The sequence below is a fragment of the Corallococcus interemptor genome (assembly GCF_003668875.1).
GTDB lineage: Bacteria > Myxococcota > Myxococcia > Myxococcales > Myxococcaceae > Corallococcus > Corallococcus interemptor.
Map to the genome: position 1 here is coordinate 98,236 of NZ_RAWM01000001.1, position 25,678 is coordinate 123,913.

General features: G+C 70.0%; 21 protein-coding genes. 14 read left to right on the top strand and 7 right to left on the bottom strand.

Annotated features, from left to right (window positions below):
- Positions 1-119 precede the first annotated feature (119 nt).
- From D7X96_RS00390 to D7X96_RS00400, 3 genes are all read left to right on the top strand, one after another.
- Entirely contained in the window at positions 120-1,439 is a 1,320-nt protein-coding gene (locus D7X96_RS00390; protein WP_121723128.1) for a PhoH family protein, read from the top strand.
- A 34-nt stretch (positions 1,440-1,473) separates the two neighbouring features.
- Positions 1,474-1,791, top strand: coding sequence for an HP0495 family protein (locus tag D7X96_RS00395; protein ID WP_120551492.1), 318 nt, complete (start codon positions 1,474-1,476; stop codon positions 1,789-1,791).
- Between the two features lie 87 nt (positions 1,792-1,878).
- Complete coding sequence (locus D7X96_RS00400; RefSeq protein WP_120551491.1) at positions 1,879-2,640, top strand: SAM-dependent methyltransferase; 762 nt, start codon at positions 1,879-1,881, stop codon at positions 2,638-2,640.
- A gap of 69 nt (positions 2,641-2,709) precedes the next feature.
- Here D7X96_RS00400 and D7X96_RS00405 read toward each other — a convergent pair whose 3' ends face one another.
- A complete protein-coding gene (locus D7X96_RS00405) occupies positions 2,710-3,798 on the bottom strand; it encodes a diacylglycerol/lipid kinase family protein (RefSeq protein ID WP_121768712.1) in 1,089 nt (362 codons plus the stop codon).
- Positions 3,799-4,225: 427 nt separating this feature from the next.
- Here D7X96_RS00405 and dnaK point away from each other — a divergent pair, with 427 nt between their 5' ends.
- The 6 genes from dnaK (at position 4,226) to D7X96_RS00435 (ending at position 13,113) form a co-directional block, all read left to right on the top strand.
- Positions 4,226-6,139, top strand: coding sequence for a molecular chaperone DnaK (dnaK, locus tag D7X96_RS00410; protein ID WP_120551499.1), 1,914 nt, complete (start codon positions 4,226-4,228; stop codon positions 6,137-6,139).
- Positions 6,140-6,361: 222 nt separating this feature from the next.
- Complete coding sequence (locus D7X96_RS00415) at positions 6,362-7,225, top strand: hypothetical protein (protein ID WP_121723130.1); 864 nt, start codon at positions 6,362-6,364, stop codon at positions 7,223-7,225.
- 28 nt (positions 7,226-7,253) lie between these two features.
- On the top strand, positions 7,254-7,661 hold the full coding sequence (locus D7X96_RS00420) for a thiol-disulfide oxidoreductase DCC family protein (RefSeq protein WP_120551488.1): 408 nt from the start codon (positions 7,254-7,256) through the stop codon (positions 7,659-7,661).
- Between the two features lie 30 nt (positions 7,662-7,691).
- The gene (locus D7X96_RS00425; protein ID WP_121768713.1) at positions 7,692-10,223 is read left to right on the top strand and encodes an AAA family ATPase; all 2,532 of its coding nucleotides are present in this window, start codon (positions 7,692-7,694) and stop codon (positions 10,221-10,223) included.
- A gap of 20 nt (positions 10,224-10,243) precedes the next feature.
- The gene (locus tag D7X96_RS00430) at positions 10,244-12,526 is read left to right on the top strand and encodes a vWA domain-containing protein (RefSeq protein ID WP_121768714.1); all 2,283 of its coding nucleotides are present in this window, start codon (positions 10,244-10,246) and stop codon (positions 12,524-12,526) included.
- Between the two features lie 17 nt (positions 12,527-12,543).
- Positions 12,544-13,113, top strand: a complete 570-nt coding sequence (locus tag D7X96_RS00435) for a PspA/IM30 family protein (RefSeq protein WP_120551485.1) — start codon at positions 12,544-12,546, stop codon at positions 13,111-13,113.
- Between the two features lie 14 nt (positions 13,114-13,127).
- Here D7X96_RS00435 and D7X96_RS00440 read toward each other — a convergent pair whose 3' ends face one another.
- On the bottom strand, positions 13,128-14,009 hold the full coding sequence (locus tag D7X96_RS00440) for a DNA integrity scanning protein DisA nucleotide-binding domain protein (RefSeq protein ID WP_120551484.1): 882 nt from the start codon (positions 14,007-14,009) through the stop codon (positions 13,128-13,130).
- 123 nt (positions 14,010-14,132) lie between these two features.
- Between D7X96_RS00440 and D7X96_RS00445 the strand changes: the two genes are divergently transcribed.
- Complete coding sequence (locus tag D7X96_RS00445) at positions 14,133-14,495, top strand: TraR/DksA family transcriptional regulator (protein WP_014395767.1); 363 nt, start codon at positions 14,133-14,135, stop codon at positions 14,493-14,495.
- Between the two features lie 50 nt (positions 14,496-14,545).
- Here D7X96_RS00445 and D7X96_RS00450 read toward each other — a convergent pair whose 3' ends face one another.
- On the bottom strand, positions 14,546-15,313 hold the full coding sequence (locus tag D7X96_RS00450; RefSeq protein ID WP_120551483.1) for a double zinc ribbon and FHA domain-containing protein: 768 nt from the start codon (positions 15,311-15,313) through the stop codon (positions 14,546-14,548).
- Positions 15,314-15,425: 112 nt separating this feature from the next.
- Here D7X96_RS00450 and D7X96_RS00455 point away from each other — a divergent pair, with 112 nt between their 5' ends.
- On the top strand, positions 15,426-17,108 hold the full coding sequence (locus D7X96_RS00455) for a serine/threonine-protein kinase (protein WP_120551498.1): 1,683 nt from the start codon (positions 15,426-15,428) through the stop codon (positions 17,106-17,108).
- 118 nt (positions 17,109-17,226) lie between these two features.
- Here D7X96_RS00455 and D7X96_RS00460 read toward each other — a convergent pair whose 3' ends face one another.
- Positions 17,227-18,426, bottom strand: coding sequence for an FHA domain-containing protein (locus tag D7X96_RS00460; protein WP_121768715.1), 1,200 nt, complete (start codon positions 18,424-18,426; stop codon positions 17,227-17,229).
- A 159-nt stretch (positions 18,427-18,585) separates the two neighbouring features.
- Here D7X96_RS00460 and D7X96_RS00465 point away from each other — a divergent pair, with 159 nt between their 5' ends.
- Both D7X96_RS00465 and D7X96_RS00470 read left to right on the top strand, forming a co-directional pair.
- The gene (locus tag D7X96_RS00465; protein WP_120548198.1) at positions 18,586-20,805 is read left to right on the top strand and encodes a RelA/SpoT family protein; all 2,220 of its coding nucleotides are present in this window, start codon (positions 18,586-18,588) and stop codon (positions 20,803-20,805) included.
- An 80-nt stretch (positions 20,806-20,885) separates the two neighbouring features.
- Entirely contained in the window at positions 20,886-21,272 is a 387-nt protein-coding gene (locus tag D7X96_RS00470) for a RidA family protein (RefSeq protein WP_120548199.1), read from the top strand.
- A 90-nt stretch (positions 21,273-21,362) separates the two neighbouring features.
- Here D7X96_RS00470 and D7X96_RS00475 read toward each other — a convergent pair whose 3' ends face one another.
- A complete protein-coding gene (locus D7X96_RS00475) occupies positions 21,363-23,318 on the bottom strand; it encodes a DsbA family protein (RefSeq protein WP_121768741.1) in 1,956 nt (651 codons plus the stop codon).
- Between the two features lie 245 nt (positions 23,319-23,563).
- Here D7X96_RS00475 and D7X96_RS00480 point away from each other — a divergent pair, with 245 nt between their 5' ends.
- Complete coding sequence (locus tag D7X96_RS00480) at positions 23,564-23,794, top strand: sulfurtransferase TusA family protein (protein WP_120548201.1); 231 nt, start codon at positions 23,564-23,566, stop codon at positions 23,792-23,794.
- 19 nt (positions 23,795-23,813) lie between these two features.
- Here the strand turns inward: D7X96_RS00480 and D7X96_RS00485 are convergent, their stop codons facing one another.
- Together D7X96_RS00485 and D7X96_RS00490 are read right to left on the bottom strand one after the other, a co-directional pair.
- Positions 23,814-24,725 carry an ABC transporter ATP-binding protein gene (locus tag D7X96_RS00485; RefSeq protein WP_121768716.1) on the bottom strand — a complete coding sequence of 304 codons (912 nt, stop codon included), beginning with the start codon at positions 24,723-24,725 and terminating at the stop codon, positions 23,814-23,816.
- Entirely contained in the window at positions 24,722-25,585 is an 864-nt protein-coding gene (locus D7X96_RS00490; protein ID WP_370450039.1) for an ABC transporter permease, read from the bottom strand. Before D7X96_RS00490 ends, D7X96_RS00485 begins: the two co-directional genes overlap by 4 nt.
- Between the last annotated feature and the right edge of the window lie 93 nt (positions 25,586-25,678).

Here is a 25,678-nt window from a genome sequence, read left to right on the forward strand (position 1 = left end):
GACGGGAATGCGGCTGGTGGCCCCTCGTTCGGTGCCTATATTGAGCGTCGTCGGTCACCCAAGGTCGTCGCTCGCCGTCAGCAATCGCACCCGAACCAGGTCAGGTCGCGAAGCCCTCGATGCGAAAGAACTTCATCCTCGACACGAACGTCCTCCTCCATGACCCCCGCAGCATCTACGGGTTCAAGGACAACAACGTCATCATCCCCATCTACGTCATCGAGGAGATCGATCAGTTCAAGCGCGATCTCTCCGAGCTGGGGCGCAACGCGCGACTGGTGGCGCGCTACCTGGACTCCTTCCGCGCGGAAGGCTCCATGAAGGAGGGCGTCCCGCTGCCGCACGGCGGGATGCTCCGCGTGGCCTTCACCGACCGTTCGCTGCCGTCCTCCATGGCGGACAGCAACCTGGTGGACAACCGCATCCTCGCGGTGGCCCTGGACCTGATGGAGACCGAGCCGGAAACCCAGGCCGTCTTCATCACCAAGGACACCAACCTGCGCATCCGCGCCGACGCCCTGGGCCTGTCCGCCCAGGACTTCGACACCGAGCGCGTCGAAATCACCGACCTCTACACCGGCTTCACGGAGCTGCTCGTCCCCACGGAGATGGTGGATGCGCTCTACAAGCCCGGCGGCGAGGTGGAGGTGCCGGCCCAGGACCGGCTCTTCCCCAACCAGCTGGTGCTGCTCAAGGATGAGCTCAACCCGTCCCACACCGCCATGGCCCGCTTCAACGGCGCCAAGGCGCGGCTGGTGCCGCTCGCGCGCAGCAGCAAGGAAGGCACCTGGGGCATCCGGCCGCGCAACATGGAACAGGCCTTCTGCCTGGACCTGCTGCTCAACGACGACATCAAGCTCGTCACCATCGTTGGCAAGGCGGGCACGGGCAAGACGCTGCTCGCCATCGCCGCGGGCCTGCAGAAGGTGACGGAGGAGGGGCTGTACCACAAGCTGCTGGTCAGCCGTCCCATCTTCCCCCTGGGCCGGGACATCGGCTACCTGCCGGGCAGCGTCGAGGAGAAGTTGAACCCCTGGATGCAGCCCATCTTCGACAACGTCGAGTTCCTCATGAACCTCAGCCGCGCGGACAAGAAGGCCGGGCGCGGCCACCATGAGCTCATCGACCTGGGGCTGATGGAGATTGAGCCGCTCACGTACATCCGCGGGCGCAGCATCCCCAACCAGTTCATCATCGTGGACGAGGCGCAGAACCTCACCCCGCACGAGGTGAAAACGATCCTCACCCGCGTGGGCGACAACACGAAGATCATCCTCACCGGCGACCCGTTCCAGATCGACAACCCGTACGTGGACTCCACGAACAACGGGCTCGTCCACGTGGTCAACCGCTTCAAGAACGAGAAGATCGCCGGCCACATCACCATGGCCAAGGGCGAGCGCAGCATGCTGGCCGAGTTGGCGGCCAACCTGCTGTAGAGCGCCGAAGGCCCGTGCCTGATAGAGACGAGTCATGACCCAGGACGGCACCGACAAGCCCGGCACCCCCGGCGAGGAGAAGAAGCCCCTCGTCGAGTACCCCTCCGTCTACGAGTACAAGGTGATGGGCAAGGCGACGGTCGAGGAGACGCCCGGCTTCGAGGAGCACGTGCGCTCGCTCTTCCGCCGGAAGCTGGGCTCGGAGGTCTCCCCGGACTCCATCCACGTGCAGCACAGCCGCAAGGGGAAGTTCGTGTCCCTGAGCGTGTCCGTGCTGCTGTTGTCCGAGGAGCAGCGCCGGGCCATCTACGCCGAGCTGCACCAGGATCCGCGCATCGTCTACTACCTGTGAGGCAGGCGGTGCGCGGGCGGATGCCCCAGGGCGCCCGGAGGCGGCCGGCGGCTGGAAGTCCGGCCAGGGTGCGTATATGAGGGTGGCATGAGTCCCGCCGAGCACTTCCCGCTGTACCACCCGCCGGGGGCGCAGCGCGCGTTCGGATCCGACGACGCCACGCGCCGCTTCGCCAAGGTGGCCCAGCTCGAACAGGGCTCCCGCGTGCTGGTGCTCGGCTGTGGTCCGGAGGGCGGCGCCGCCGTGCTGCTGGCCCAGGAGCTCAAGTGCTCCGTCGTGGCCGTGGACACGGACGAAGCGCTGGTGTCCCCCGTCCGCGAGCGCGTGCGCAGCCAGGGCCTGTCGGACCGCATTGAGGTGCGCCGCGTGGCGCCGGACGCGCTGGGCATGCTGGATGGGCCCTTCCACGGCATCCTCGTGCCGGGGCGCGTGCACTACCCGCTGGACGTGTGCTTGCGCGTGTTCCGCCCGCTGTTGGGCAAGCGCGGCCGCGTGGGCTTCACCTTCCCGGCGCGCGTGGGCCGCTTCACGCCCAAGCCCGTGCTGGACTTCTGGGAGAAGCGCCTGGGCGCGCCGCTGCTGCTCCCGCGCGAGCTGTTGCAGGCGCTGGAGAACGCCGGCTTCGAGCCGGAGTCCGTGGAGTCGCTGCACGACACGGAGCTGGACGCGCTCTACAAGGACATGGAAGCGCACCTGCCGGAAGCCGCCGCGCCGGAGAGCGCCACCTTCCGCGAGGAGCTGGCCCTGCACCGCGAGCACAACCTGAAGCCGGGCGTCAGCTACGCGTTCGCCGTGGGCCGGCGCAAGGAGCCGGGTGAGAAGCCCCCGGCATCGCGCGACCGCGGCTGAGTCTGTTGGAGTCTTGATGCGTGGGGGAGGGCCCGAGGACTCCGGGCCCTTCAACCGCCGGGACTGCCGTTACTGCACGCCGTTGAAGTCGAGCAGCTCGATGGACTCGGGCGCCACGGACAGCGTGACCTGCTCGCGGTAGCCGGCCGCGTCGCCGCCGACCTGGAAGGGCATGGGGCGCGCGAAGCGGATGGTGACCTCGCGGGCGTGGAAGTCGTGGAGGCCTTCCGGAGCCCAGCGGCCGTTCCACAGGCGGGGCAGGTTGGCCAGCACCTGCGTGGGCGACACCTGGCCCAGGCGCAGCTGCAGGAAGCCCCGGCGGTCATTCGCGTGGGGGAACATGCGGAAGCCGTAGCCGTAGAAGGGCATGGTGCCCGCGGCGGCCATCATCAGCTTGCCCCGGAAGAGCACCGAGCCCGGCGCCAGCGGCCCGCCCACGGCCTGGCCTTCCGCGCCCAGGCGGTAGGCCTCCGACGGGCCGTTGACCACCTCGCACTCCACCAGCACGGAGCTGGTGAGGTAGTGCGGCACCGTCTTGAAGGCCACCGCGGAGAAGTAGCCGCCACCGCCGGACATGACCCGCTTGAACATGCCCTTGCCCAGCGACTCCTTCACGGAGATGTAGTCGTTGAGCACCTTGCCATCCACGCCCAGGCCCGCGAACGGGGCACGCTGGCCGTCCACCTGCACCAGGTCCATGGTGCGCACGCCGGGGACCTCCGCCGCGCGGGCGCGCACCACGTCGTTGAGGATGCCGTCGCCCCGGGTGCTGGACGCGTTGACGAACGCCGCGATGCCGTTGCCCGTGCCCAGCTTGAGGATGCCGAAGCGCGGCGCGGCCTGCCCGGCGAACTTCCCGCGCAGGCCCACCTGCTGCAGCACCTCATTGACGAAGCCCATGAAGGTGCCGTCGCCGCCGCCGGTGAACACCGTGGGGTAGCCCCGCTCCAGCACCGTCTGCGCGATGCGGCGCGCGTCCAGCGGCGAGCGCGACAGGAAGAGGTCCTCCTCCGGCACCACGTGCGACAGCAGCTTGACCACCCGGGCGTCCACCTTGCGGGCGTTGGCGTTCAGCAGGACCGCGACCTTCGGCTCGGCGGACGGCAGCGCCGCGGGCGAGCGGCGGTAGTCCGTGGAACGCAGGGGCTGAACCAGCATGGACGACTCCAGGGGGGCGGGGAGCGGTATGACAGCGGTGACGCGGTTCGGACTGTGCACTTTTCTCGCCAACCCCTGACGCGCGGCGTTAGCCAGGCACCCTGATGTGATTTCGAGGGGTTGAACGGTCCGCTGGTGTCCAAAATGCCCGCCCGGTTGCTACCGCGGGGTGACGGCGGTGTAGAGCGCGTTACGCACCCGTGGCGCGCGGATGGCGTTCAGGTGACGCGGCGCCTCAAAAGAGCCTGGGGGGAGCCAGGGGGGACTGCGCACTGCGCTACGCAGCGGCCGTCATCACCTTTGCGCTGGGTGCCCGGGCCTACGGGGAAACCCGTCCTCGCGTTTGACACGCCGGGGGGGGTGGTTACGTTGGGCATACATCGGGATTTCGCAGGAAAAACGCAGTCATTTCCAGAGGATGGGAACCGTGGGCAAGATTATCGGAATCGACCTGGGCACCACGAACAGCGTGGTGGCGATCATGGAGGGTCGCGAGCCCAAGGTCATCGTCAACGAAGAGGGAGCTCCCACCACGCCTTCGGTGGTCGCGTTCACGAAGGACGGGGAGCGCCTGGTCGGTCAGGTGGCGAAGCGCCAGGCCATCACCAACCCGGAGCAGACCGTCTACTCGGTGAAGCGCTTCATGGGCCGCCGTTTCGAGGAGACGACCGAGGAAGCGAAGCTCGTCCCCTACAAGGTGGGCCGTGGCCCCAACGGCGACGCGCGCGTGGACATCGCGGGCAAGCAGTACAGCGCCCCGGAGATCAGCGCGCAGGTGCTGCTGAAGCTCAAGCGCGCCGCGGAGAACTACCTGGGTGAGAAGGTGACGGAGGCGGTGATCACCGTCCCGGCGTACTTCAACGACGCCCAGCGCCAGGCCACCAAGGACGCGGGCGAGATCGCCGGCCTCACCGTGCGCCGCATCGTGAACGAGCCCACCGCGGCCGCGCTCGCGTACGGCATGGACAAGAAGAAGGATGAGAAGATCGCCGTCTACGACTTCGGCGGCGGCACCTTCGACGTGTCCATCCTGGAGGTGGGCGAGAGCGTCGTGGACGTGCTCGCGACCAACGGCGACACGCACCTGGGCGGCGACAACATCGACCTGGAGATCATGAACTGGCTGATCAGCGAGTTCAAGAAGGACACCGGGCTCGACGTCAGCAAGGACAAGATGGTCATCCAGCGCCTGAAGGAGGCGGCGGAGAAGGCCAAGATCGAGCTGTCCAGCGCGACGCAGACGGAGATCAACCTGCCGTTCCTCACGGCGGATGCCTCTGGCCCGAAGCACCTGAACGTGAAGCTCACGCGCGCCAAGTTCGAGCAGATGATTGGCCCGCTGGTGGAGCGTTCGCTGGAGCCGTGCCGCAAGTGCCTGAAGGACGCGGGCCTGGACCCCAAGGACCTCAACGAGGTCGTGCTGGTGGGCGGCACCACGCGCATCCCCCTGGTGCAGGAGGCGGTGAAGAAGCTGTTCGGCAAGGAGCCCAACCGCTCCGTGAACCCGGACGAGGTCGTGGCGGTGGGCGCCGCGGTGCAGGCAGGCGTGCTCTCCGGCGAGGTGAAGGACATCCTCCTGCTGGACGTGACGCCGCTGTCGCTGGGCGTGGAGACGCTGGGCGGCGTGATGACGAAGCTCATCGAGCGCAACACCACCATCCCCACGCGCAAGTCGGAGACCTTCTCCACGGCGGCGGATGGCCAGACGCAGGTGGAGATCCACGTGCTGCAGGGTGAGCGCGAGATGGCGGGCGACAACCGCAGCCTCGGCCGCTTCCACCTGACGGGCATGCCCCCGGCGCCGCGCGGCGTGCCGCAGATTGAGGTGACGTTCGACATCGACGCGAACGGCATCCTCAACGTCAGCGCGAAGGACAAGGCGACCGGCAAGGAGCAGAAGGTCACCATCAGCCACTCGTCCGGTCTGTCGAAGGACGAAGTGTCGAAGATGGTGGACGACGCGCGCAGCAACGAGTCCGCGGACAAGGCTCGCCGCGAGCTGGTCGAGGTGAAGAACCAGGCGGAGAGCGCGGCGTACGCCTCGGAGAAGATGCTCAAGGAGAACAAGGACAAGCTCACCCCCGACGTGGCGAAGTCCATCGAAGAGGGTGTCGCGGAGCTGAACCGGGTCCGCGAGGGGCAGGACAAGGACGCCATCAAGGCGGCCCTCGAGAAGCTCCAGCAGGCCAGCTACAAGGCGGCCGAGGAGATGTACCGGGCCACCGGCGGCGCGCCGGGCGCCACGCCTCCTCCGGGCGCCGAGCCCTCCGCGGCTCCGGGCTCCAGCGCCCAGCCGTCCGCGAAGGACGACGTGGTGGACGCCGAGTTCCGCCAGTCGTAAGGCCGTGAGCCTCCCGCCACGAAGCGGGGGCTGAAGACCCGAGGCCGGTGCTCCGTCGAGGGGCGCCGGCCTTCTTCATTTTCTTCCGCGGCGCTGGACGGGTGTGCCGGGCGCGGGATGAGGGCCGGGAGCAACCCCGCGAATTCACGCGGACAGGAAGTGGCGGAGGCGCTGCAAGGGGAGGGCGGGTTCCTCGCGGTCCTTCCACGAAGGTGTCCCGTCATGTCCCGCATCGACTCGCTGTTGTCCGGCCTCCTCCCAGACCTCGCCGCCCCCGAGGGCGCATCCCTTCCTTTGGCCCCGCGCGCACAGGAGCCTTCACGGACGTCGGCCGCTCCGGCCAACTTCGTGGAGGTGTTTCGGGGGAGTGGCGCGCCGGCTCCGAACCCGGCTCCGGCGAGGGCGCCGCAGGTGGCGCCCCGGGCGCGGGAGGGCAATGGCTTCGACTTCGGCGTGGGGGGCGCGTTCCCGCCGAGGCCCACGGGGTCCGTGATGGAGCAGATGAAGCAGGGGGCGCGGCTCTTGGAGCAGACCCAGGCCGCCGCCTTCAGCGTGACGCTGGACAGGGGCCCTTCCATGGACGCCTACGCGCGCACGCAGCTGGCGCAGCTGGACCCGAGCCCGCCCATCGCGGGGGCTCCCACGGCGCTCACGGACTACACCAGCACCCTTCCCGGCGTGTCCGCGAAGGACGCCTTCGAGGCCTTCCTCCGCAACCCGGAGCTGCTCTTCGGCGCGGCGGGCATCTCCCTGCGGCCGGCGGCGAGCGTGCTGACGGATGGCGCCCGGCTGTTCCTGGAGGAGCAGGGGCCGCCGCCGGTGTGGGCGCCCATCACCGTGAAGCTCAACGAGACGGAGCGCGTCGTCCACATCACCACCCTGGACGGACACCCGCTGCGCGGCACCAACCAGTTCGTCTTCGACGACGACGGCAACGGAGGCACGCGCATCCGACAGTACTCGGCCTTCCAGGGCAGCTCTCCGGCGACGTCGGTGGGGCTCGCGCTGATGGATCCTATTGAACGGCAGCATGACATCTGGCGCAGCGTGCACGGACAACTGCATGAGATGCTCAAGCCGCGTTGACATACTGGGCGCAAGCGGGAGGTGACCCATGACGACGCTCCAGACGACGCCGCCGGGACATGACGTGGTCCTCTACGACAGCCACTGCCGCGTGTGCAGCGGCGCCGCGCGGGAGATGCGCAAGCTGGTGGGCGGGACGGGCACACAGCTGCTGTCGTTCCGCGACGAGGGCGTCCTGGACGCCTTCCCCGGCGTGAGCTTCGAGCGCTGCGAGAAGGCCATGCAGCTCATCCAGGCGGACGGCCGGGTCCTGGAGGGAGCGGAGGCCATCGTCCGCGCGCTGGGCCGGCGGCCGTTGGGGCGGCTGCTCTACGTGTACTACGTGCCCGGACTGCGGCAGCTGGCGGACGCGGTGTACGGGGTCGTGGCCCGCTACCGCTTCCGCATCGCGGGTCGCGACTGCCCCGACGGGGCCTGCGCGGTGCACTTCAAATAGGGGGAGGGGCGCGGGTAGCATGCGGCCTTCGTGACTTCGCCCCCTCCCAACCTGCAGGCCGCCCAGTCCTTTCGCCGCTTCTTCGGGGAGCTGCGGGAGACGTACCTGGAGCGGGAAACGCTGTTCACGCAGATTGAACTGGCGCTGCTCTGCCGCGAGCACGTGCTGGTGGTGGGGCCGCCCGGGACCGCGAAGAGCGCGGTCGCCAGCGCCGTCCTGGGGCGCATCACCGACGAGGTGTCCGGGCTGCCGTCGCTGTTCTCCAAGCAGATCGCGGAGACGACGCTGCAGACGGACCTCATCGGGCCGGTGGACTTCAAGGTCCTCACGGAGACGGGGCGCACGGAGTACCTCACCGACGAGGGCATGCTGGGGGCGGTGCACGCGTTCCTGGACGAGGTCTTCGACGGCCGGGACATGCTGCTGCGCTCCATCCTCAACGTGATGTACGAGCGGGAGCTGAAGCACGGCCGCAAGGTGACGGCCGGCCGCACCGAGTGCGTGGTGATGACGAGCAACCGGTACCTCACGGAGGTGCTCGCGCGCTCGCCGGAGCTGCTCCTGGCGTTCGCGGACCGGTTGAGCTTCATCAGCTTCGTTCCCAAGGCCTTCGCCCGGCGGGAGAGCCGGGCCGCCATGCTGCACCGCTTCGTGCACGGGACGCGGCCGGACCTGCGCGCCACGCTGACGCTCCAGCAGCTGGACCTCCTCCAGGACGCGGTGGCGCAGGTGAAGGTGCCCGGCCACGTGCTGGAGGGCGTGGAGATGCTCACGGACGCGCTGGAGCGCGCGCTCGTGGCGCAGGTGTCGAAGCTGCCGGACTACGTGCCCACGAAGTACTTCTCCCAGCGCTCGGTGGTGAAGGCGCTCTGGACGCTGAAGGCGGCGGTGGTGCGCGATCAGATCTACCGCCGTCCGGACCGGCTGCTCGAGGCCACGGTGGAGGACCTGGACGCGCTGCGCTGGTTCTTCCTGCTGGGCGGCCCGGCCGCGGCGGAGGTGGACGCGCTGCTCAAGACGGCGGTGGACCCTCGCGAGCGGGCGCAGCTGGAGATCGTCCGGCTGGAGCAGCGCACCTTCGACGAGGTGCTGGGCAAGGTGCGCCAGGAGCTGGGCGGCGGCGTGGAGCGCGAGGCGACGACGCTCGCGGCCGCGGATGACGTGAACGCGGCGGAGGGCTTGAGCCGCAACTGGCAGGCGGGCGTGGTGTCCACCACCGCGCGCGCCGTGCTGGGCAAGCTGGTGCCGGGCCCCCGCCATGGCCAGAACCGGGCGCCGCTCTTGGTGGCGGCGCGCGCGCTGGTGGCCGCCCTGGAGCAGCGGCTGTCGCGCGGCATGGCGACGGGGCAGGGCGAGGGGCGCGGCGGCGTGGCGTTGCTCATCGCCATCCGCGACGTGCTGGAGCTGAGCCGGGCGGTGCCGGAGCTCAAGCCGGGCTACCCCGCGCTGTGTGAAGCGGCCGCGCGGTTCCTGGAGCAGGCGCTGGAGATGAGCGCGTCCGCGGCGGAGGGGCTCGCGTTCGAGGACAGCGTCAAGATGGAGTGGCTGGTCGGGCTCGCGGAGAACCTGGAGGAGGAGCTGGGCGTGATGGGCTTGCTGGTGGCGCTGATCAGCGAGGAGGTGCCGTCACTCCACGCGCGGCTGCGCGACGCGGAGCGGAACACGCGCCGCCGGGTTGTGGCCGCGCTTCGGCGCCGGGTGTCGGCGGCGTTCCCCGCGCAGGCGCCCCGGGGCCGCAAGGATCCGCTGGATGCGCTGTCCGCGGACTCGCGCCGCCTCACCCAGCTGGAGACCGCCCTGACGGCGTTGGACCCCTCGCAGGCCGGGTTGAAGCAGGAGATGCTCCGGCCGCTGAGCGTGGCGTACGCGCGCGAGGTGCTGGGGGCAACTCCCTTCGAGCGCATCGAACAGTACGGCCGCGCGGTGCAGGCGGTGGCGGAGAACCTGCGGCGCGAGGGCGTGAAGGCGGAGCCGGTGCTCGCCGAGTGCCGCGACCTGATGGAGAACCGTCTCCGGGAGCACGCCCGCGTGCTGTCGCGCGAGGTGGCCACCCCCCCACCAGCCCCCAACGCAGTGCTCAGCGGCGACGCGTACACCTACTACCGGGGCGAGCTGTCCGCGCAGGCGCCCGACGGCGAACTCTACGCGCTGGTGGCCCTGGACGGGCAGCTGATGGCGGCGCGTCCCCCGTCCGCGTCGGCGTTCCTCTCCGACACGGTGCACGCGGCGGTGGGCGAGGCGGAGCTGTCCTTCCTCCAGTCGCGCATCAAGTACCTGCGCAGCTGGCTGACGCAGCTGCTGTCCGCGCTGCCCGCGCCGGACGCGCTCAACGGCCGCGCCGACGCGGAGCGCACCTTCGAACGGCTGGTGCGCAGCCGCTTCCCCCAGCTCGCGCTCAAGGAGGGCGAGTTGGTGCGGCTCGGTGCCGCCCTGGGCCTGCTGGAGACGCTCCCGGGCGAATTGGGCGAGCGCGCGCGCAAGCTGTCCACCCAGCTTCGCGGCATCGACGAGGACTTCGGACGCTTCAGCCGGCAGGTGCTGGAGCGGCGGACCGCGCAGTGAACGGAAGGCGGCGCTGAGACGTGCTCGCGCGTCGGCTCACTCCCCTGCGGCAGCGCCTGGATGCGCTCCGCCAGCCCGTGACGGCCCGGGGTGGCGCGTGGTCCTGGCCCTTCGGCCGCAAGCTGAAGGGGCCGGAGGACCTGGGCCTGCCGGTACTCGTGGCGCTCGACCGCGAGCTGGACCGCGTGGGCGTCCATACCGCCGCCGATGCCCGGCTGCTGCTCGCGCTGGGCACCCAGCGGGGCAGGGCGGGGGCGCTCGCGCAGGGGCTCGCCGCGCGCGCGAACCAGGCCCTGGAGGAGTTCGAGGAGTGCATGCGCCTGGTGGAGAGGGCGCACCGCTCCGGGGAGATGCCGTCGGGCGCGCTCACCGCGCTGGACCGTGGCTTCGTGCGGCTGGCCCGCGCGGTGAAGGTGGCGGACCTCTTCAGCCGCCCGCTGGAAGCAGCCGGCGGTGACGACGCGCCGTTTGAAATCTTCGAACGCCCGGCCGGGACGACCCGCGAGCGGCCGCCGGCCAATGCCCGCCTGGCCGTCGCGGAGCTGCTGGCCGCCCGTGCCCGGGACAACGTCATCGACCTGGTGCAGAAGCGGCGTGACCTGGACCTGGCCCACGAGATGCTTCTGCGCCTGGGCACGACGGACGCGGACCGCGCGCGGAGCATGGCGCTGCGCAACGACGTGGCGGAGGCACGCGAGCGGGTGCGCGAGGTGCCTCCCACGCGCTCGCTGGAGGCGCTGGTGCGCAACGTGCGGGAGAGCGCCCAGAAGGATCCCCGGGGCGCCTACCGTTCGTTGCAGGGCCTCTACGAGCGCGCCATCGAAGCGGGAGACTCGGAGCTGGCCTCCGCGGCTCGGCGCGCGCTGACGCCGCTGCTTCCCCCGGAGCCCCGGCTGACGCGGATGGTGGAGGACGCGGAGGCGGGCGCACGGCTCCAGTGGCTGGGGGAGTCGGACGCCGAGGTGGACTCCGGGCGCGAGAAGGAGGACGCGCCGGACGAGCAGCTGGCGGACCTGGCGTTCTCCCTGAAGCCGGAGCAGCTGGCCACGTTCGACCTGGCGGCGGGGTGTGCCCGCTACTTCGACGTGGAGGACTCGCTGTCGGAGGAGATCGTCGAGAAGGACGCCGCCGCCGCGCGCGCCGTTCCGCGCCAGGTGCCCTATCCGACGCAGACGATGTCCTTCACCACCACGGGCAGCCTGGACGAGATCCACCACTTCGTCATCACGGATCCGCGGCGCCTGCTCCAGGACCTCGCGGGGCACCGGCAGCTCGTGCGCACGTACCTGGACGACGCTCCGCCCCCCAAGCCGCGCAAGGTGAAGCGCACCGCCGTGCGCGTCTATGTCTGCGACGCCTCCGGCTCCATGCACGGCGCTCGGGCGCGCTTCCGTGACGCCCTCATCATCGCGGAGCTGAACAACCTGCGCGTGAAGGCGCGGCGCGGAGAGAACTTCGACCCGCTCTACTTCAGCTTCTTCAACGACGTGCCCACGGAGCTGGCCCGCGTGGACACCGCCGCGGAGGCGACCCGGCAGATTGAGAAGCTCTTCCGGGACTCACCCGCGGAGGGGCAGACGGACATCTCGCTGGCCCTGCTGTCCGCGTTCGACTCCATCCGCGCCGCGCAGGGGCGCGACCCGTATCTCGCTCGCGCCACGGTGGTGCTGATCACCGACGGCGAGGACCGCGTGGACCTGGACCTCATCCGCCGCACCCGCGCGCCCATGGGCGCCCTGGACATCGCGCTGAGCTTCATCTCGCTGGGCGAGGAGAACCCGGACCTCAAGTCCCTGGTGCTGGAGCAGCGCGCCGCGGGAGGCCGCGCCTTCTACCACCCGCTCTCCGACGAGGAGATCCGCTGGGCGCGCACGGAGTTCGACACGCCCTGGCGCACGCTCTTGCCTCGCGACGTGCCGGCCTCGCTGGAGGCCCTGGAGGCGCTGGCCCCGCACCTGGACGCGCTGGAGGCGGTGGCGGCCGGCCGCGCGCCCGGAGCGGGCGTGGCCGTGGAGGCCTCCTTCGACGCGCTCTTCCCGCCCACGCCCGCAACGCCCGCCGTGCCGGAGACGCCCGGCGCGGAGCTGGTGGCGCGGGTGACGGACATCCTGGAAGCGGTGGGCGAGGCCGCGTCGCTCGCCCCCACGGACCGCCGCGCGACGGAGAGCGTGGTGCTCCTGCAGCACCTGCTGTCCGTCTACGGACTCACGCCCGCGCGCTACCTGGCCGTGCTGTCCGGCGGCGGGCGCCCGGTGGGCGAGGCGTTGGAACGGGTGCGGCTGCTCTGCCGCCCGTTCGGGTAGGCTTCAGGGCACGCGCCATGTTCGGCTTCCTCAAACGCAAGAAGACACCCCCGGCGCCCGTGGACCCCCTGGCCACGTTCGATCGGCTCATCGAGGACCTGGAGCGCCAGGCGGCCGAGGTGCGCAAGTCCGCCGCCACGCTGCTGGCCTTGAAGGGCGAGCTGTCCCGCTCGGTGACGCGCTACACGGCCCGCCTGGGCGACATCGCCGGACGGCGCCAGACGGCGCAGGACCGAGGAGACGCGAAGGGCGTGGGCGTGCTGGAGCGCGACCGCGTGCAGACCGAGCGCCTGCTGGAGTCCACGCGCGAGTCGCTGCGGCGCGCGGAGCGGGACTCGGAGCTGCTGCTGGGCGCGGCCGGTGAGCTGGGCGAGCGCGTGGCGGACCTGCGCATCGAGCGTGAGAGCGCGTCCGCGCGGATGGCCGCCGGCGGCGTCGTCACGGAGGCCCTGCGCGAACAGGTGGAGCGCTTCGACCGGGTGATGGCGCTGGAGGCCGCGCGCGACGAGGTGGAGAAGGCGCACGCCCTGGCGGACATCTACCGCGAGGAGCACCAGCCCTCCGCTTCGCCCCGGCGCGTGAAGTAGGGGAGGGGGCTGCTTCAGGTCCGCCGCGCGGTCTGGTGCAGCTCCAGCACGATGTTGCCGCCCTTGAAGAGCCGCACCGCGCCGGACGTCTGGCTCACCGTGAGCGCGATGCAGTGCGTGGAGGAAGTAATCCCCGCGGAGGCCGCGTGGCGCGCGCCCAGGCCCAGGGGAATCTTCACCGTGTCGTCGTTGGCGGACAGGTAGCGGCCCGCGGACAGCACCACGCCATCCTCGCGGATGACGAACGCGCCGTCCAGCACGGAGAAGTTCTTGATGGCGTCGCGAATCTTCGGGTCGAGCACGTTGCGCTCGGACTCCGACAGGCCCTGGAACGGGTTGATGGTGAGCTGCCGGCTCTTCTCCAGCACGCTCGTGTGGTCACCAATCGTGATGATGGTCCCGATGGGATGGCCCTCGAAGCCCTCCTGGCCAATCTGCAGCGCCAGCTGGATCAGCGCGTCCACCACCTGCGAGTTGAACTCCTCGCCCAGCTTCACGCCCTCGATGGCCAGCCGGTCGTCCAGCGACCCGCCGATGCGCATCTGCATCAGCGTGTCCGGCGCGCGGCCCACCTTGCCCGTCATGCAGAGCACGAGGTCGCCCTCCTTGAACGCCCCCTGAGACAGCGCGGACACGAGCGCCACCTTCACCCGCTCCGTGCGCGAGTAGTCGTACGCGGGGATGACCAGCGCGCGGAACTTCCTGCGCTGGAGTTCCTGTGCCAGCGGTTCCAACGTCACCGCGTACACCAGCTTCTTGCGCGCGGGCTTACCCCGGAGGTCATCCGGAGGAATGGGCACGTCGCTGATGTAGAGGAAGTGGTCGACCTCGCTCTTGGCGGCCAGGGTGAGCGCCGAGCGCAAGAATTCCCGATCGAACTTCGTGTTGTCGCTCAAGGGGCTCCTCGTGAACCCACGATTTGAAGCCGGTCAGCTTGACACTGGCAGCTGCATGAATAAAGCTTTCGGGCCCTTTTTTTGGGGCAGGCCCCCTCTACCCGTCCAACGGAGCCGCAGGCTGTGAACCAGAAAGATCTCAAGCGTTACAAGAAGATGCTCGAGGACAGCAAAGCGAGCCTGCTCGAAAGCGCGAAGAAGACCCTGGTGGAGGAGTCTTCGTTCGACACGGACGACCTGCCTGACGAAATCGACCAGGCCGCCTCCGAGTACACCCAGTCCATGGTCTTCCGCCTGCGGGACCGCGAGAAGTTCCTCCTGCAGAAGATCGACGGCGCCCTCAAGCGCGTGGAGGACGGCACCTTCGGCATCTGCGAGCGCTGCGAGGAGGACATCTCCCCCAAGCGCCTGGATGCGCGTCCGGTGACGACGCTCTGCATCCGCTGCAAGGAAGAGCAGGAGAAGAAGGAAAAGTCCTACGGCTGAGGCCGTAGTGCTTCACCGGACCGCACGGTGTCCCCGTGCGGTCCGTTGCTTCAGACCGCCGCGGGCTGGATCTCCACCCGCAGCAGCTGCCGGCCGATGAGGAAGTGATCGCCGTTGTCGACGAAGGTCGGCCCCGCCAGGCGGATGAAGGTGCCGTTGGACGAGCCCACGTCGCGCACCATCAGCCGGTCTCCCCGCACCTGCAGGAGCGCATGCCGCCCGGACACGAAGCCGTCCGTGGGGAAGGCGATGTCGCCCTGCTCGCGACCCAGCAGGTTGTCCCCGTCCTTGAGCGGGAAGGCCGCGCCGCGCAGGCCGCCCTCCAGCAGCTGGATGAGCCGCAGCCGGTAGCCGGGATCCGGCGAGCCCCACACCTGCGTGCCGCCAGGCCCCAGCGCCGCCGCCGGGATGGGCTCCAGCACCATGCGCTGGCGTCCCAGGCGCAGCTCTCCACCGGCGGGCAATTCACGCTCGTTGCGCAGGCGCACGAAGACGCCGTTGGCGCCGCCCACGTCCTCGATGGCGAGCCTTGCGCCGGAGAAGAAGAAGCGCGCCTGCACGGGCATGATGAACGGGTCGTCGGTGAGCGCGATGTCCGCCTGCTGTCCGCAGGTGAGGGTGTCGCGCTGCATGCGCACGAGCGACTCCGGGCCTCCGTCCGCGCGCACCACGCGGATGGACACCTGCGGGCGCGACGAGATGTGCGCCACGGCCATCACCATGGTCCCGGAGCGCAGCGCCGAGCCGCAAGCTCGGCAGACAGTGGCATCCCGGGAATTCTCGGTGTCACAGCGGGGGCAATAGTCCACGGCGTCCATGCGAGCGTCCCTTCTAGCAGGCCCGCGCCGCGTTGGGGGGCCCGACAGCGCACGGCTTGCTCCCCACCCGAGCGGCATGGTGAAGTCCCGGCCCCACCGACTGGACGCTGACGTGTACTGCCCTTCCTGCGGCGCCGACGCCGAAGACTCCTCCCGCTACTGCCCCGCCTGCGGCGCGACGCTCCTGCGCTCGGCGGACGGCGGCGACGAATACGTGGGCAAGACGATTGCCTCCAAGTACCGGGTGGAGGCCCTCATCGGCGAGGGCGGCATGGGCAAGGTGTACCGCGCCCGTCAGCTCGCGCTGGACAAGATGGTGGTGCTGAAGGTGCTGCGCCACACGCTCTTGTCGGACGAGCGCACCGTCGCGCGCTTCCAGCGCGAGGCCAAGGCCGCAAGCCGCCTCAACCACCCCAACTCCATCAGCGTGCTGGACTTCGGCCAGGCCGACGACGGCGCGCTCTTCATCGCGATGGAGTACGTGGCCGGGCAGGACCTGCATCAGCTCCTCAGCCGCGAGTGGCCGCTGGGCGAGGCGCGCGTGGTGCGCATCGTCCTTCAAATCCTGAGCGCGCTGTCGGACGCGCACGGCGCGGGCGTCATCCACCGGGACCTGAAGCCCGAAAACATCATGGTGGAGCAGCGCCGCAACGAGCCGGACTTCGTGAAGGTGCTGGACTTCGGCATCGCGAAGATCACCGACTCGCAGGACGAGGGCCCGGCCCTCACGCGCGCGGGCTTCGTGTGCGGCACCCCCGAGTACATGTCGCCGGAGCAGGCGCGGGGCGCGGTGCTGGACCACCGCTCGGACCTGTACGCGGTGGGCGTCATCCTCTACCAGCTGATGACAGGCCTGTTGCCCTTCGAGTCCGACTCCGCGGTGGGCTTCGCCACCAAGCACCTCACCGAGGAGCCGCCCCCGCCCACGCGCCGCCGCCCGGACGCGCGCATCTCCCCGGGCATGGAGCGGCTGATCCTCCGCGTCCTGTCCAAGGACCCGGATGACCGGCCGGCCAACGCCGCGGCCTTCAAGACGGAGCTGCTCGCGGTGGACAAGGAGCGCCGCCGCGGGGGCGCCAGCGCCAGCGCCGGTGACTCGGGCGGGCGCCGTCCGCAGCCCTCGGGCGTGCTGGCCCCCATCCCGCGCAAGTCGCAGGCCGCGCACAACTCTCCGCGCAACGACACGGGCTGGAACGACGTGACGGTGGAGGCCACCGTCCAGGGCCTGCCCCACTCGCGCACCCCGGTCTCCGCGGAGGCCACGCTCGCGCAGGAGGGCACCCGGACCGCCGTGGTCGCGCCCGCCTCCAGTGGCGGCGAGGGCATCATCCTCTTCTTCAAGGCGCTCACCACGGTGCTGGTGCTGGGGGCGGTGGGCTTCTTCGTCTACTACTTCGGCATTGGCGCGGGCAGCGGCGCGGACAACGGCGCGTACCAGCCGCCGCAGAACGCGCCCCGTCCCATCAACGCGGGCGCGGACGTGCCGGACTACCAGCGGCAGATCCCCAGCGCCTCGCGCAACGTGGACAAGGCACGCAAGCTGACGCGCGACGGTGACCGCGACGTGCTCAACGGCGAGCTGGGCCGCGCCACGTCCCTCTACCGCGAAGCCTTCCAGTACAACCCGGAGGCGGAGCTGGCCCTCAAGCTGGGCGAGCTGTACTGGCAGCGCGACAACACCGACGAGGCCCGCGGCTGGTGGGTGCGCCACCTGACCGACATGCCGGACTCGCGTGCGCGCGCGTACATCGAGGTCCGGCTGGGCAGCCCGGTGGCGCGTCCCTCGGCGCCCTGAGCGCCGGCGTAGGACCGGCCCGCGGATCCGCGCTGCGGTAGCGCGTCCGTCAGCGCCCGGAGTGCTCGCGTAGGACCGGCCTGGTGATGCCCGGCCCGGTCGGGCGCGAGCCGCCCCGTCAGCCCAGCGTCTCCACCTGCATGACGTGCTGGCCCAGGCGGACGCGGTCGCCCGGACGCAGGGGACGCTCCGTCGCGGGCGGGATGCGCACGAAGGTGCCCAGGCCGCCGGACAGGTCCCTCAGCATGGCGCCCGTCGCCGTGGGGCTGAGCTCGCAGTGCCGGCCGGCGAGCCCCTCGTCGTTGGGGTACGCGAGGTCGCAGTGCGCCTGGCCGATGGTGAGCAGCGCCGCGGCCGTCACCACCGCGCGGCCCGCCCTGCCACCCATGTGCACCTCCTCCACGCCGTACAGCGCCTGGCCCAGCGGCACGGGCGAGCCGTACGCGGTGGGCCGGCCCGCCACGGGCGCGGGGGACTCCACGCGGCCGGTGAAGCGGAACAGCCGCTGACCGGCGCTGAAGAGGGCGCGCGGCGCCAGGGGCTCCGTGCCGGAGAAGGTGACGTAGACGCCGGACGCGCTCGACTCGTCGCGCACGAAGAGGGCGCCGTCCTTCACCAGGAAGGTGGCGTGCAGCGGCGACACGAAGACGTCATCCGGGAAGAGGATGGCCCCGCGCTGGCGGCCCACCACACAGCCCGTCACCGGCAGCTTGTAGCGCTGGCCGCGCGTCGTCCCGGCGATCACCGCCAGCCCGAAGCGCGACGCCACCGGGGCCGGACGCGCCGTGGCGCCCGTGGGCGTGGGCCCCGCGGGAGGGGGCGCGCCCGCCGGAACCGGGGCCGTGGACCCCGTGCCGCCCCGGGGCGGGAGCGCGTTGTCCGGCACGGGCGGAGGGGGGCGGGTGTTCGCGGGCGGAATGGCCGGCCCGTAGCCCGCGCGCGGCGGAGACTGGGGCGTCCCGGCGGCGGGCGGCGCGGCCCGGCGGGCCTCCACCATCAGGCCCTGGGCGGCGGTGGGCGGCGGGGTGCGCGCGGAGGGCTTGAGCCCGGGCGGCACCGCGCTGGGCGGCGGAGGCGGCGTGGACGGCGCGACCGGCTCTCCGGGGCGCGTGAAGCTCGCGACGGCGGCGGGACGGCCAGGGCCCGTGCCAGCGGGCGTCATCGCCGGCCGGGCAGGGGGCGCGGCCGCCGGACGGGGGGCGGGCGCCGCCTCTTCCAGCGCCTGGCCGCACAGCACGCAGGTGGCCGAGCGTGGCGGGTTGTAGCCGTCACATTTCGGGCAGACCACCGGGAGCGTGGACAGCAGAAGCTGAGACATGGGCAGAGGGCCAATCTAGGGGGGCGTGAAACGCCCGGTCAACGAAAGCCTCGGACGAAACTCCAATAGCGCCCGGGCTCCGGGACCCGGTGGGGCACGCGATGTTCCAGGGTAACGTTGCCCCTGCTGTTTGAGGCAGTTACGATTGTCACCGCCTCGATGATTCGCCTGAACGACATCCTGCAGCGGGTTGCGTCGTACCACCCGGACCCCGACCTGGACATCATCAAGAAGGCGTACGTCTACTCGGCCAAGGTCCATCAGGGGCAGCTCCGCAAGTCGGGAGAGCCCTACCTCATCCACCCGCTGGAGGTGGCGGGCATCCTGGCGGAGCTGAAGCTGGACGAGGCGTCCATCGTCACCGGACTCCTCCACGACACCATCGAGGACACGCTCGCCACCGCGGAGGAGCTCACGGAGCTCTTCGGCCCGGAGGTCGCCCAGCTGGTGGACGGCGTGACGAAGCTGTCCAAGTTCTCCGCGTCCGCGACGCTCTCCCAGGAGGAGAAGCAGGCGGAGAACTTCCGCAAGATGATCATCGCGATGGCGCAGGACATCCGCGTCATCCTCGTGAAGCTGGCGGACCGCACGCACAACATGCGGACGCTGGATCACATGTCCGAGGAGAAGCAGGCCCGCATCGGACAGGAGACGCTGGACATCTACGCGCCCCTGGCCAACCGCCTGGGCATCTCCTGGATCAAGACGGAGCTGGAGGACCTGTCCTTCCGCTACGTGAAGCCCCAGGAGTTCTTCGCGCTGGAGGAGCAGCTCAACAAGCGCAAGAAGGAGCGCGAGGCGTACATCGAGGACACCTGCGACCTGATGCGCGCCAAGCTCCAGGAGCGCGGCCTCAAGGGCGACGTCAGCGGGCGCTTCAAGCACGTCTACAGCATCTGGAAGAAGATCAAGTCGCAGGGCATCGACTTCGATCAGATCCACGACATCATCGCGTTCCGCATCATCGCGCCGTCCGTCCCCGCCTGCTACGAGGCGCTGGGCATGGTGCACCAGATGTGGAAGCCGGTGCCGGGGCGCTTCAAGGACTTCATCGCCATCCCGAAGCCCAACATGTACCAGTCCCTGCACACCACGGTGATTGGTCCGTTGAGCGAGCGCGTGGAGGTGCAGATCCGCACCGCGGAGATGCACAAGATCGCCGAAGAGGGCATCGCCGCGCACTGGGCCTACAAGGAAGGCCGCGCGCCCATCTCCAAGGACGACGAGAAGTTCGCCTGGCTGCGCCAGCTGATGGAGTGGCAGCAGGACCTCAAGGACCCCAAGGAGTTCCTGGAGACGGTGAAGGTGGACCTCTTCACCGACGAAGTTTTTGTCTTCACGCCCAAGGGCGACGTGCGCAGCCTGCCGCGCGGCGCGACGCCGGTGGACTTCGCGTACGCCATCCATAGCGACGTGGGCGGCCGGTGCGTGGGCGCGAAGGTGAACGGGAAGATTGTTCCCCTGCGCTACAAGCTGAAGAACGGCGACACGGTGGAGGTGCTCACCAGCCCGCAGGCGCACCCGTCCAAGGACTGGCTCACCTTCGTCAAGACGAGCCGCGCGCAGCAGCGCATCCGCGGCTTCATCAAGCAGCAGCAGCGCGACAAGAGCCTGCAGCTGGGCCGCGAGCTGGTGGAGCGCGAGTTCAAGCGCTTCCAGCTCAACTTCAACAAGCAGATGAAGTCCGGCGAGCTCAAGAAGGTCGCCGAGGAGCTGGGCTTCCGCGTCGAGGACGATCTGCTGGTGGCGATTGGCTACGGCAAGGTGACGCCGCAGCAGCTGGTGCAGCGCATCGTGCCGCAGGAGAAGCTGGCGCAGGCGGAGCCGCCCCCGCGTCCCTCGGACAGCGGCGGGACGGGCAGCGGCGCGGGGAACAACGCCTCCATGCTGCCGGGCCTGTCGCGCATGACGGACCTGGCCAAGCGGCTCGTCGGGCGCAACAGCCGCAGCGGCGTCCAGATTGGCGGCGTGGACGACGTGCTGGTGCGCTTCGGGCGCTGTTGCAACCCCGTTCCCGGGGACCCCATCGCGGGGTTCATCACCCGGGGGCGGGGCGTGACGGTGCACACGGTGGGGTGTGAGAAGGCCCTGGCCACGGACCCCGAGCGGCGCGTGGACGTGTCCTGGGACGTGAAGGGCGACTTCAAGCGGCCCGTCACGCTGCGCGTGCTGACGGCGGACCGGCCGGGCCTGTTGGCGGACATCACCAACACGTTCTCCAAGAAGAGCGTCAACATCTCCCAGGCGAACTGCCGGGCCACCGGCGACGACCGGGCCGTCAACACCTTCGAGGTCACCATCTCCGACCTCAAGCAGCTGACGGACCTGATGCGCTCCATCGAGCGGTTGACGGGCGTCTACTCGGTCGAGCGAATCTAGCCCCGGCCTGTGCTACAGCGCGCGGCGGACCCGCGGCCCCGTTTCGCTTCAGGGGGCCGCCTCAACGCGAGGTGTGCTGCATGGCGCGCAAGGCAATCCACTCCGACGACGCCCCCAAGGCGATTGGCCCCTACTCCCAGGCCGTGCAGGTGGACGCCGGGAAGATGACGTTCCTGTCCGGCCAGATTCCCCTGGACCCCAAGACGATGGAGATGGTCACCGGCGACGTCGTCGCGCAGGCCGAGCAGGTGATGAAGAACCTGAAGGCCGTGCTCGCCGCCAGCGGCCTGGACTTCAGCCACGTCGTGCGCTGCACCATCTTCCTCACCGACCTGGGTGACTTCGCCAAGGTGAACGAGGTCTACGGCCGCTCCTTCACGGGCGCCCCGCCGGCCCGCGCCACCGTGCAGGTGTCCGCGCTGCCGCGCGGCTCCAAGGTGGAGATCGACGCCATCGCCGTGTCCTGACGGAAGCCTGTCAGACGCGTAGAAACACGAAGGCCGCCGGTTCCCGCTGTGGGAGCCGACGGCCTTGTGCATTTCAGCAGCGCGGGAGGACTACTTCGCTTCCGCCGCCATCACGACGCCGGCCTTCTTCAGCTCCTCGTCGATGACCTTCTTGAAGGCATCGAAGGGCTGCGCACCCACCAGCGTGCGGCCGTTGATGAAGAACGTCGGGGTGCCGTTGGCGCCCTTGGAGGCGCCGTCCGCCATGTCCGACTCGATCTGCTTGTCGAACTTGCCGGAGTCCAGGTCCGCCTTGAACTTGTTCATGTCCAGCTTCAGCTCCTGGGCGTACTTCTCCAGGCTCTCGCGGTCCAGCGAGCGCTGGTTGGCGAAGAGCTTGTCGTGCATCTCCCAGAACTTGCCCTGCTCGTTCGCGGCCATGGAGGCCACGGCGGCGAGCTTCGCGTGCTGGTGGAAGGACAGGGGCTGGTGCTTGAAGGCGATCTTGACCTTGCCCTTGTAGACCTTCTCCACCTGCTCCAGGGTCGGCACGGCGCGGCTGCAGAAGGGGCACTCGAAGTCGGACCAGGCGACGATGGTGACGGGCGCGTTCTTCGGGCCGCGCACCGGGGCGTTGCCCACTTCCACCTTCTGCACGGCCGGCTCGGCGGGCGCCGCGGGGGCGGCCGGAGCGGCGTTCACGTTGTCCTGGTTCAGCCTGGCGTAGAGCTCCTCCGCCTTGGTGCCGGCGGCGAGCGCCTTGTCGGCCTTGGCGATCTCCTGGTCGATGAGGGGCTTGAAGGCCTCGAAGGGCTGCGCGCCGGAGAGGAAGCGGCCGTTGATGAAGAAGGCCGGGGTGCCGTTGGCGCCCACCGACATGCCCGCGGAGGCGTCCGCGTCCACCTTCGCGGAGATCTTGGCGGACTCCAGGTCGGCCTTGAACTTGTTCATGTTCAGGCCCAGCTCCTGGGCGTACTTCTCCAGGTCACCGCGCTCCAGGGCGCGCTGGTTGGCGAAGAGCTTGTCGTGCATCTCCCAGAACTTGCCCTGCTCGTGGGCGGCCATGGAGGCCTGCGCCGCGAGCTTCGCGTGCGAGTGCATGGGCAGCGGCTGGTGGCGGAACACCACGCGCACGTCCTTGCCGTAGGTCTCCTTGATCTTGTTGAGCGTCGGCACCGCGCGGCTGCAGAAGGGGCACTCGAAGTCGGACCACTCGACGATGGTCACCTTCGCGGTGGCCGGGCCGAAGGAGGGCGAGTCCGAGGGGATCTCCACCTTCTTCGCGGCGGCGGCGGGCTCCGCCTGGGGCTGGGAGGGGCGCGAGGGGGCGCGGTCGACGCCCTTCTCGATGGTGCGCGCGTACACCTGCGACGGCGCGACGCCGCTCTTCACCAGGCCCTCGGCCTTGGCGAGCTCCTCGTCGATGAGGGCCTTGAAGTTGTCGATGGGCTGCGCGCCGGAGAGGAAGCGGCCGTTGATGAAGAAGGCCGGCGTGCCGCTGGCGCCCATCTGCTGGGCCAGGGCCTGATCCTTGTCGATGGTGGCGCCCAGGCGCTCATCCGCCATGTCCGCCTTCCACTTCGCCACGTCCAGGCCGAGCTGCTTGGCGTAGCCCTCCAGGCTCTCCGCATCCAGCTTCTTGTTGTTGGCGAAGAGCAGGTTGTGCATGTCCCAGTACTTGCCCTGCTCACCGGCCGCGAGCGCCGCGAGGGCGGCGGGGCGGGCGTGCGGGTGGAAGGACAGCGGGTTCTGGCGCATCACCACGCGCAGCTTGCTGCCGTAGTCCTTCTGGAGCTGCTCGACGGTGTTGTGCGCGCGGCTGCAGAACGGGCACTCGTAGTCGGAGAACTCCACGATGGTGACGAGCGCGTTGGCGCTGCCCTTCGTCGGGGCGCCGTCCACGGGCACCTTGAAGACGGTGGGGTCCACGGCGCGCGCGGGCTTGTTGGCCGCCTGCGCGACGGTGGGCGTGTTACCGGTGGTGGATTTCGAGCCGGTGGCGGCACGGCCGCCAACGAACCCGAGCACCAGGCCGACCAGCAGGGCCACGATGACATTGGGCTTCATGGGTTGGGAATGCTCCTGCGCCATAGGTCCGACTCCGGGCCCCAAGCGGGTGTCTGGGTAGGGAAAGGGGCGGGGTACTTAACAGAGGGAATTCCAGACACGCAAGCCGCGATGACCGCCTGCGTCCGCCCGATATCCAGAGGCCTCGAAGGGGCGGACAACGGCGCGTGGGGCAGCAAAATTCCCTCTGGGCGCGCGTGCCGTAGCGCTTGGGCCGTCACGGTTCCGTGAGAGGATGCGGGGCCATGGAAGCCGGTGTGCGCGTGGATACGTCCGGGGCCCTCTGCCCGGTGCCCATCCTGGAGATCGCCAAGGCCATGCGCCGCCTTGAGCCCGGGACGCTGGTGGAGCTGGTCTCCACCGACCGAGGGCTGGAGGCGGACCTGCCCGCGTGGTGCGACGCGACGGGCAACGAGCTTGTCCGCATGGAGCGCCGCGGCGCCCACTATGTGGGCTGGGTGCGCAAGGCGGGGTGAGCGTCCGTGGGGCGCGGGCCTACAGCAGCTGAAGGACGCGGTCCTCCAGGCGGCGGCCCCGGCTGACGCCGAGGATGAGCACCTGGTGCTGGAGGAGGTGAGCGACGGTGCGGCTGATGACCTCCTCCGCCTTGTGGGCCTGGCCGTCGAAGCGCACGCGCAGCACGTCCGTGCCCTCCATGCGCGCGTCGGTGACGCCGGGCAGCGAGGTGATTTCGGGGATGATGACGTCGCCCCGGGCGAGCTGGACGCGGAACTCGGCGCCCTGGCCGGTGAGCTCGGACATGGTGCCCGCCTGCGCGAGCGAGCCCTTGTCGAGGATGGCGGCGGCGTCGCACAGCTCCTCCAGCTCCTGGAGGTTGTGGCTGGAGACGACGACCGTCTGCGTGCCCCGCATGTCCTTGATGACCTGGCGCACCTGCGCGGCGATGCGCGGATCCAGGCCGGCGGTGGGCTCGTCCAGGAGGACGAGCGGCGGGCGGCCCATCAGGGCCTGGGCCATGGCGGCGCGCTTGGCCATGCCGTGGCTGAGCGCCTGCGTCTGGACCTTCCAGGCCTCCATGAGGCCCACCTTCTCCAGGGCGCCACGGGCCTCGTGCTCCGGCTGGGGCAGGTCCGACAGGCGGGCCCAGTACATGAGCAGCGCGCCCACCTCCCAGCCGGGGGGCAGCACCGCGTCCTGGGGCAGCGCGCCCACGCGGCCCTTGAGGGCGCCGGGCGCGGTGGGCGACACGCCCATCACCTGGAGCGAGCCCTCGGACGGGTAGAGGTAGCCGCACATCATGGAGAAGGTCGTCGTCTTGCCGGCGCCGTTGGGGCCGATGAGGCCGAAGACGTCGCCCTGGCGCACCTGGAGGCTCACCGCGTTGACGGCGACCTTCGGGCCGAAGCGCTTGGAGACGTTGTTCAGCTGGATGGCCAGGTCGCTCACAGGTCCCTCGCGCGCAGGACGCCGTAGGCGCCGAAGAGGAAGACGGCCGCGAAGGCCGCGTAGGCCGCGCCGCTGGTGGCGAACTCGGCGAGCTTCGGGTGCAGCAGGTTGCCGGAGTAGTGCGACGGGGACAGGTAGCGCAGGTAGCGCAGCACGTTCTGCTCGCTCACGGCCTGGCCCACGGAGTCCATCAGCCAGAAGACGAAGAGCAGGATGAAGTTGAAGACGAGGCTCACCGCGGGGTTGCGGAAGAGGCTGGAGCAGAAGGACGTGAGGGCCACGTACGCCAGCGAGAAGACGATGGTGGCGCTCCAGAACTTCAGCAGGTTGAGCACCAGCACCCCGAAGGCGAAGTCCGCGTTGAGGATGCGCGCGTAGATGAAGATGGCCAGGTCGATGATCAGCACCAGCCCCACCAGCAGTGTGGCCTGGGAGAGGAACTTGCCCAGCAGCACGGAGGAGCGGCGCGCGCGCACCGTGAGGTAGCGCATGGAGCGCGGCCCCACCTCGCCGCTCACCTGATCAAAGCCCATCAGCGCGATGTAGGCGGGCAGGAAGAAGAGGGTGATCTTGTAGACGATGAGCACCACGATGGGCACGTGGGCCAGGGCCTCCATCATCGCGGAGTCATTGCTGGTGAGAAAGCCCAGCACCCCGCGGTGCATCTGGTCGGCGGCCTGCGCGGCCATGTCCGGATCCATGGTGGAGCCGGGGAGCCCCGCGTTCAGCTGGCTTTGCAGCTCGCGGGTGACGAAGCCCACCACGAGCAGCACCAGCGCGGAGAACATGCTGTAGAGCCCGAGCAGCACGATGGCCCGGCCGCTTCGCACGGCCCGGCGCAGCTCGGCTGCCCAGATCACCAAAATCTCTTTGAGTCCGTCCAAGGTGCACAGGACCCTACTGGACCTCCGGGTGCCTTCCCAGGTTTCTGGCGGACGAAGGAGGCAGTCGAG

Bases quoted from the DNA above. Each gene is read 5' to 3' on its own strand.
- D7X96_RS00465 (WP_120548198.1), top strand. From the start codon at position 18,586: ATGATTCGCCTGAACGACATCCTGCAGCGGGTTGCGTCGTACCACCCG.
- D7X96_RS00405 (WP_121768712.1), bottom strand. From the start codon at position 3,798: ATGCTGGTTCAGCCCCTGCGTTCCACGGACTACCGCCGCTCGCCCGCG.
- D7X96_RS00450 (WP_120551483.1), bottom strand. From the start codon at position 15,313: ATGGACGCCGTGGACTATTGCCCCCGCTGTGACACCGAGAATTCCCGG.
- D7X96_RS00475 (WP_121768741.1), bottom strand. From the start codon at position 23,318: ATGAAGCCCAATGTCATCGTGGCCCTGCTGGTCGGCCTGGTGCTCGGG.
- D7X96_RS00435 (WP_120551485.1), top strand. From the start codon at position 12,544: ATGTTCGGCTTCCTCAAACGCAAGAAGACACCCCCGGCGCCCGTGGAC.
- D7X96_RS00390 (WP_121723128.1), top strand. From the start codon at position 120: ATGCGAAAGAACTTCATCCTCGACACGAACGTCCTCCTCCATGACCCC.
- D7X96_RS00415 (WP_121723130.1), top strand. From the start codon at position 6,362: ATGTCCCGCATCGACTCGCTGTTGTCCGGCCTCCTCCCAGACCTCGCC.
- D7X96_RS00480 (WP_120548201.1), top strand. From the start codon at position 23,564: ATGGAAGCCGGTGTGCGCGTGGATACGTCCGGGGCCCTCTGCCCGGTG.
- D7X96_RS00400 (WP_120551491.1), top strand. From the start codon at position 1,879: ATGAGTCCCGCCGAGCACTTCCCGCTGTACCACCCGCCGGGGGCGCAG.
- D7X96_RS00395 (WP_120551492.1), top strand. From the start codon at position 1,474: ATGACCCAGGACGGCACCGACAAGCCCGGCACCCCCGGCGAGGAGAAG.
- D7X96_RS00420 (WP_120551488.1), top strand. From the start codon at position 7,254: ATGACGACGCTCCAGACGACGCCGCCGGGACATGACGTGGTCCTCTAC.
- D7X96_RS00460 (WP_121768715.1), bottom strand. From the start codon at position 18,426: ATGTCTCAGCTTCTGCTGTCCACGCTCCCGGTGGTCTGCCCGAAATGT.
- D7X96_RS00470 (WP_120548199.1), top strand. From the start codon at position 20,886: ATGGCGCGCAAGGCAATCCACTCCGACGACGCCCCCAAGGCGATTGGC.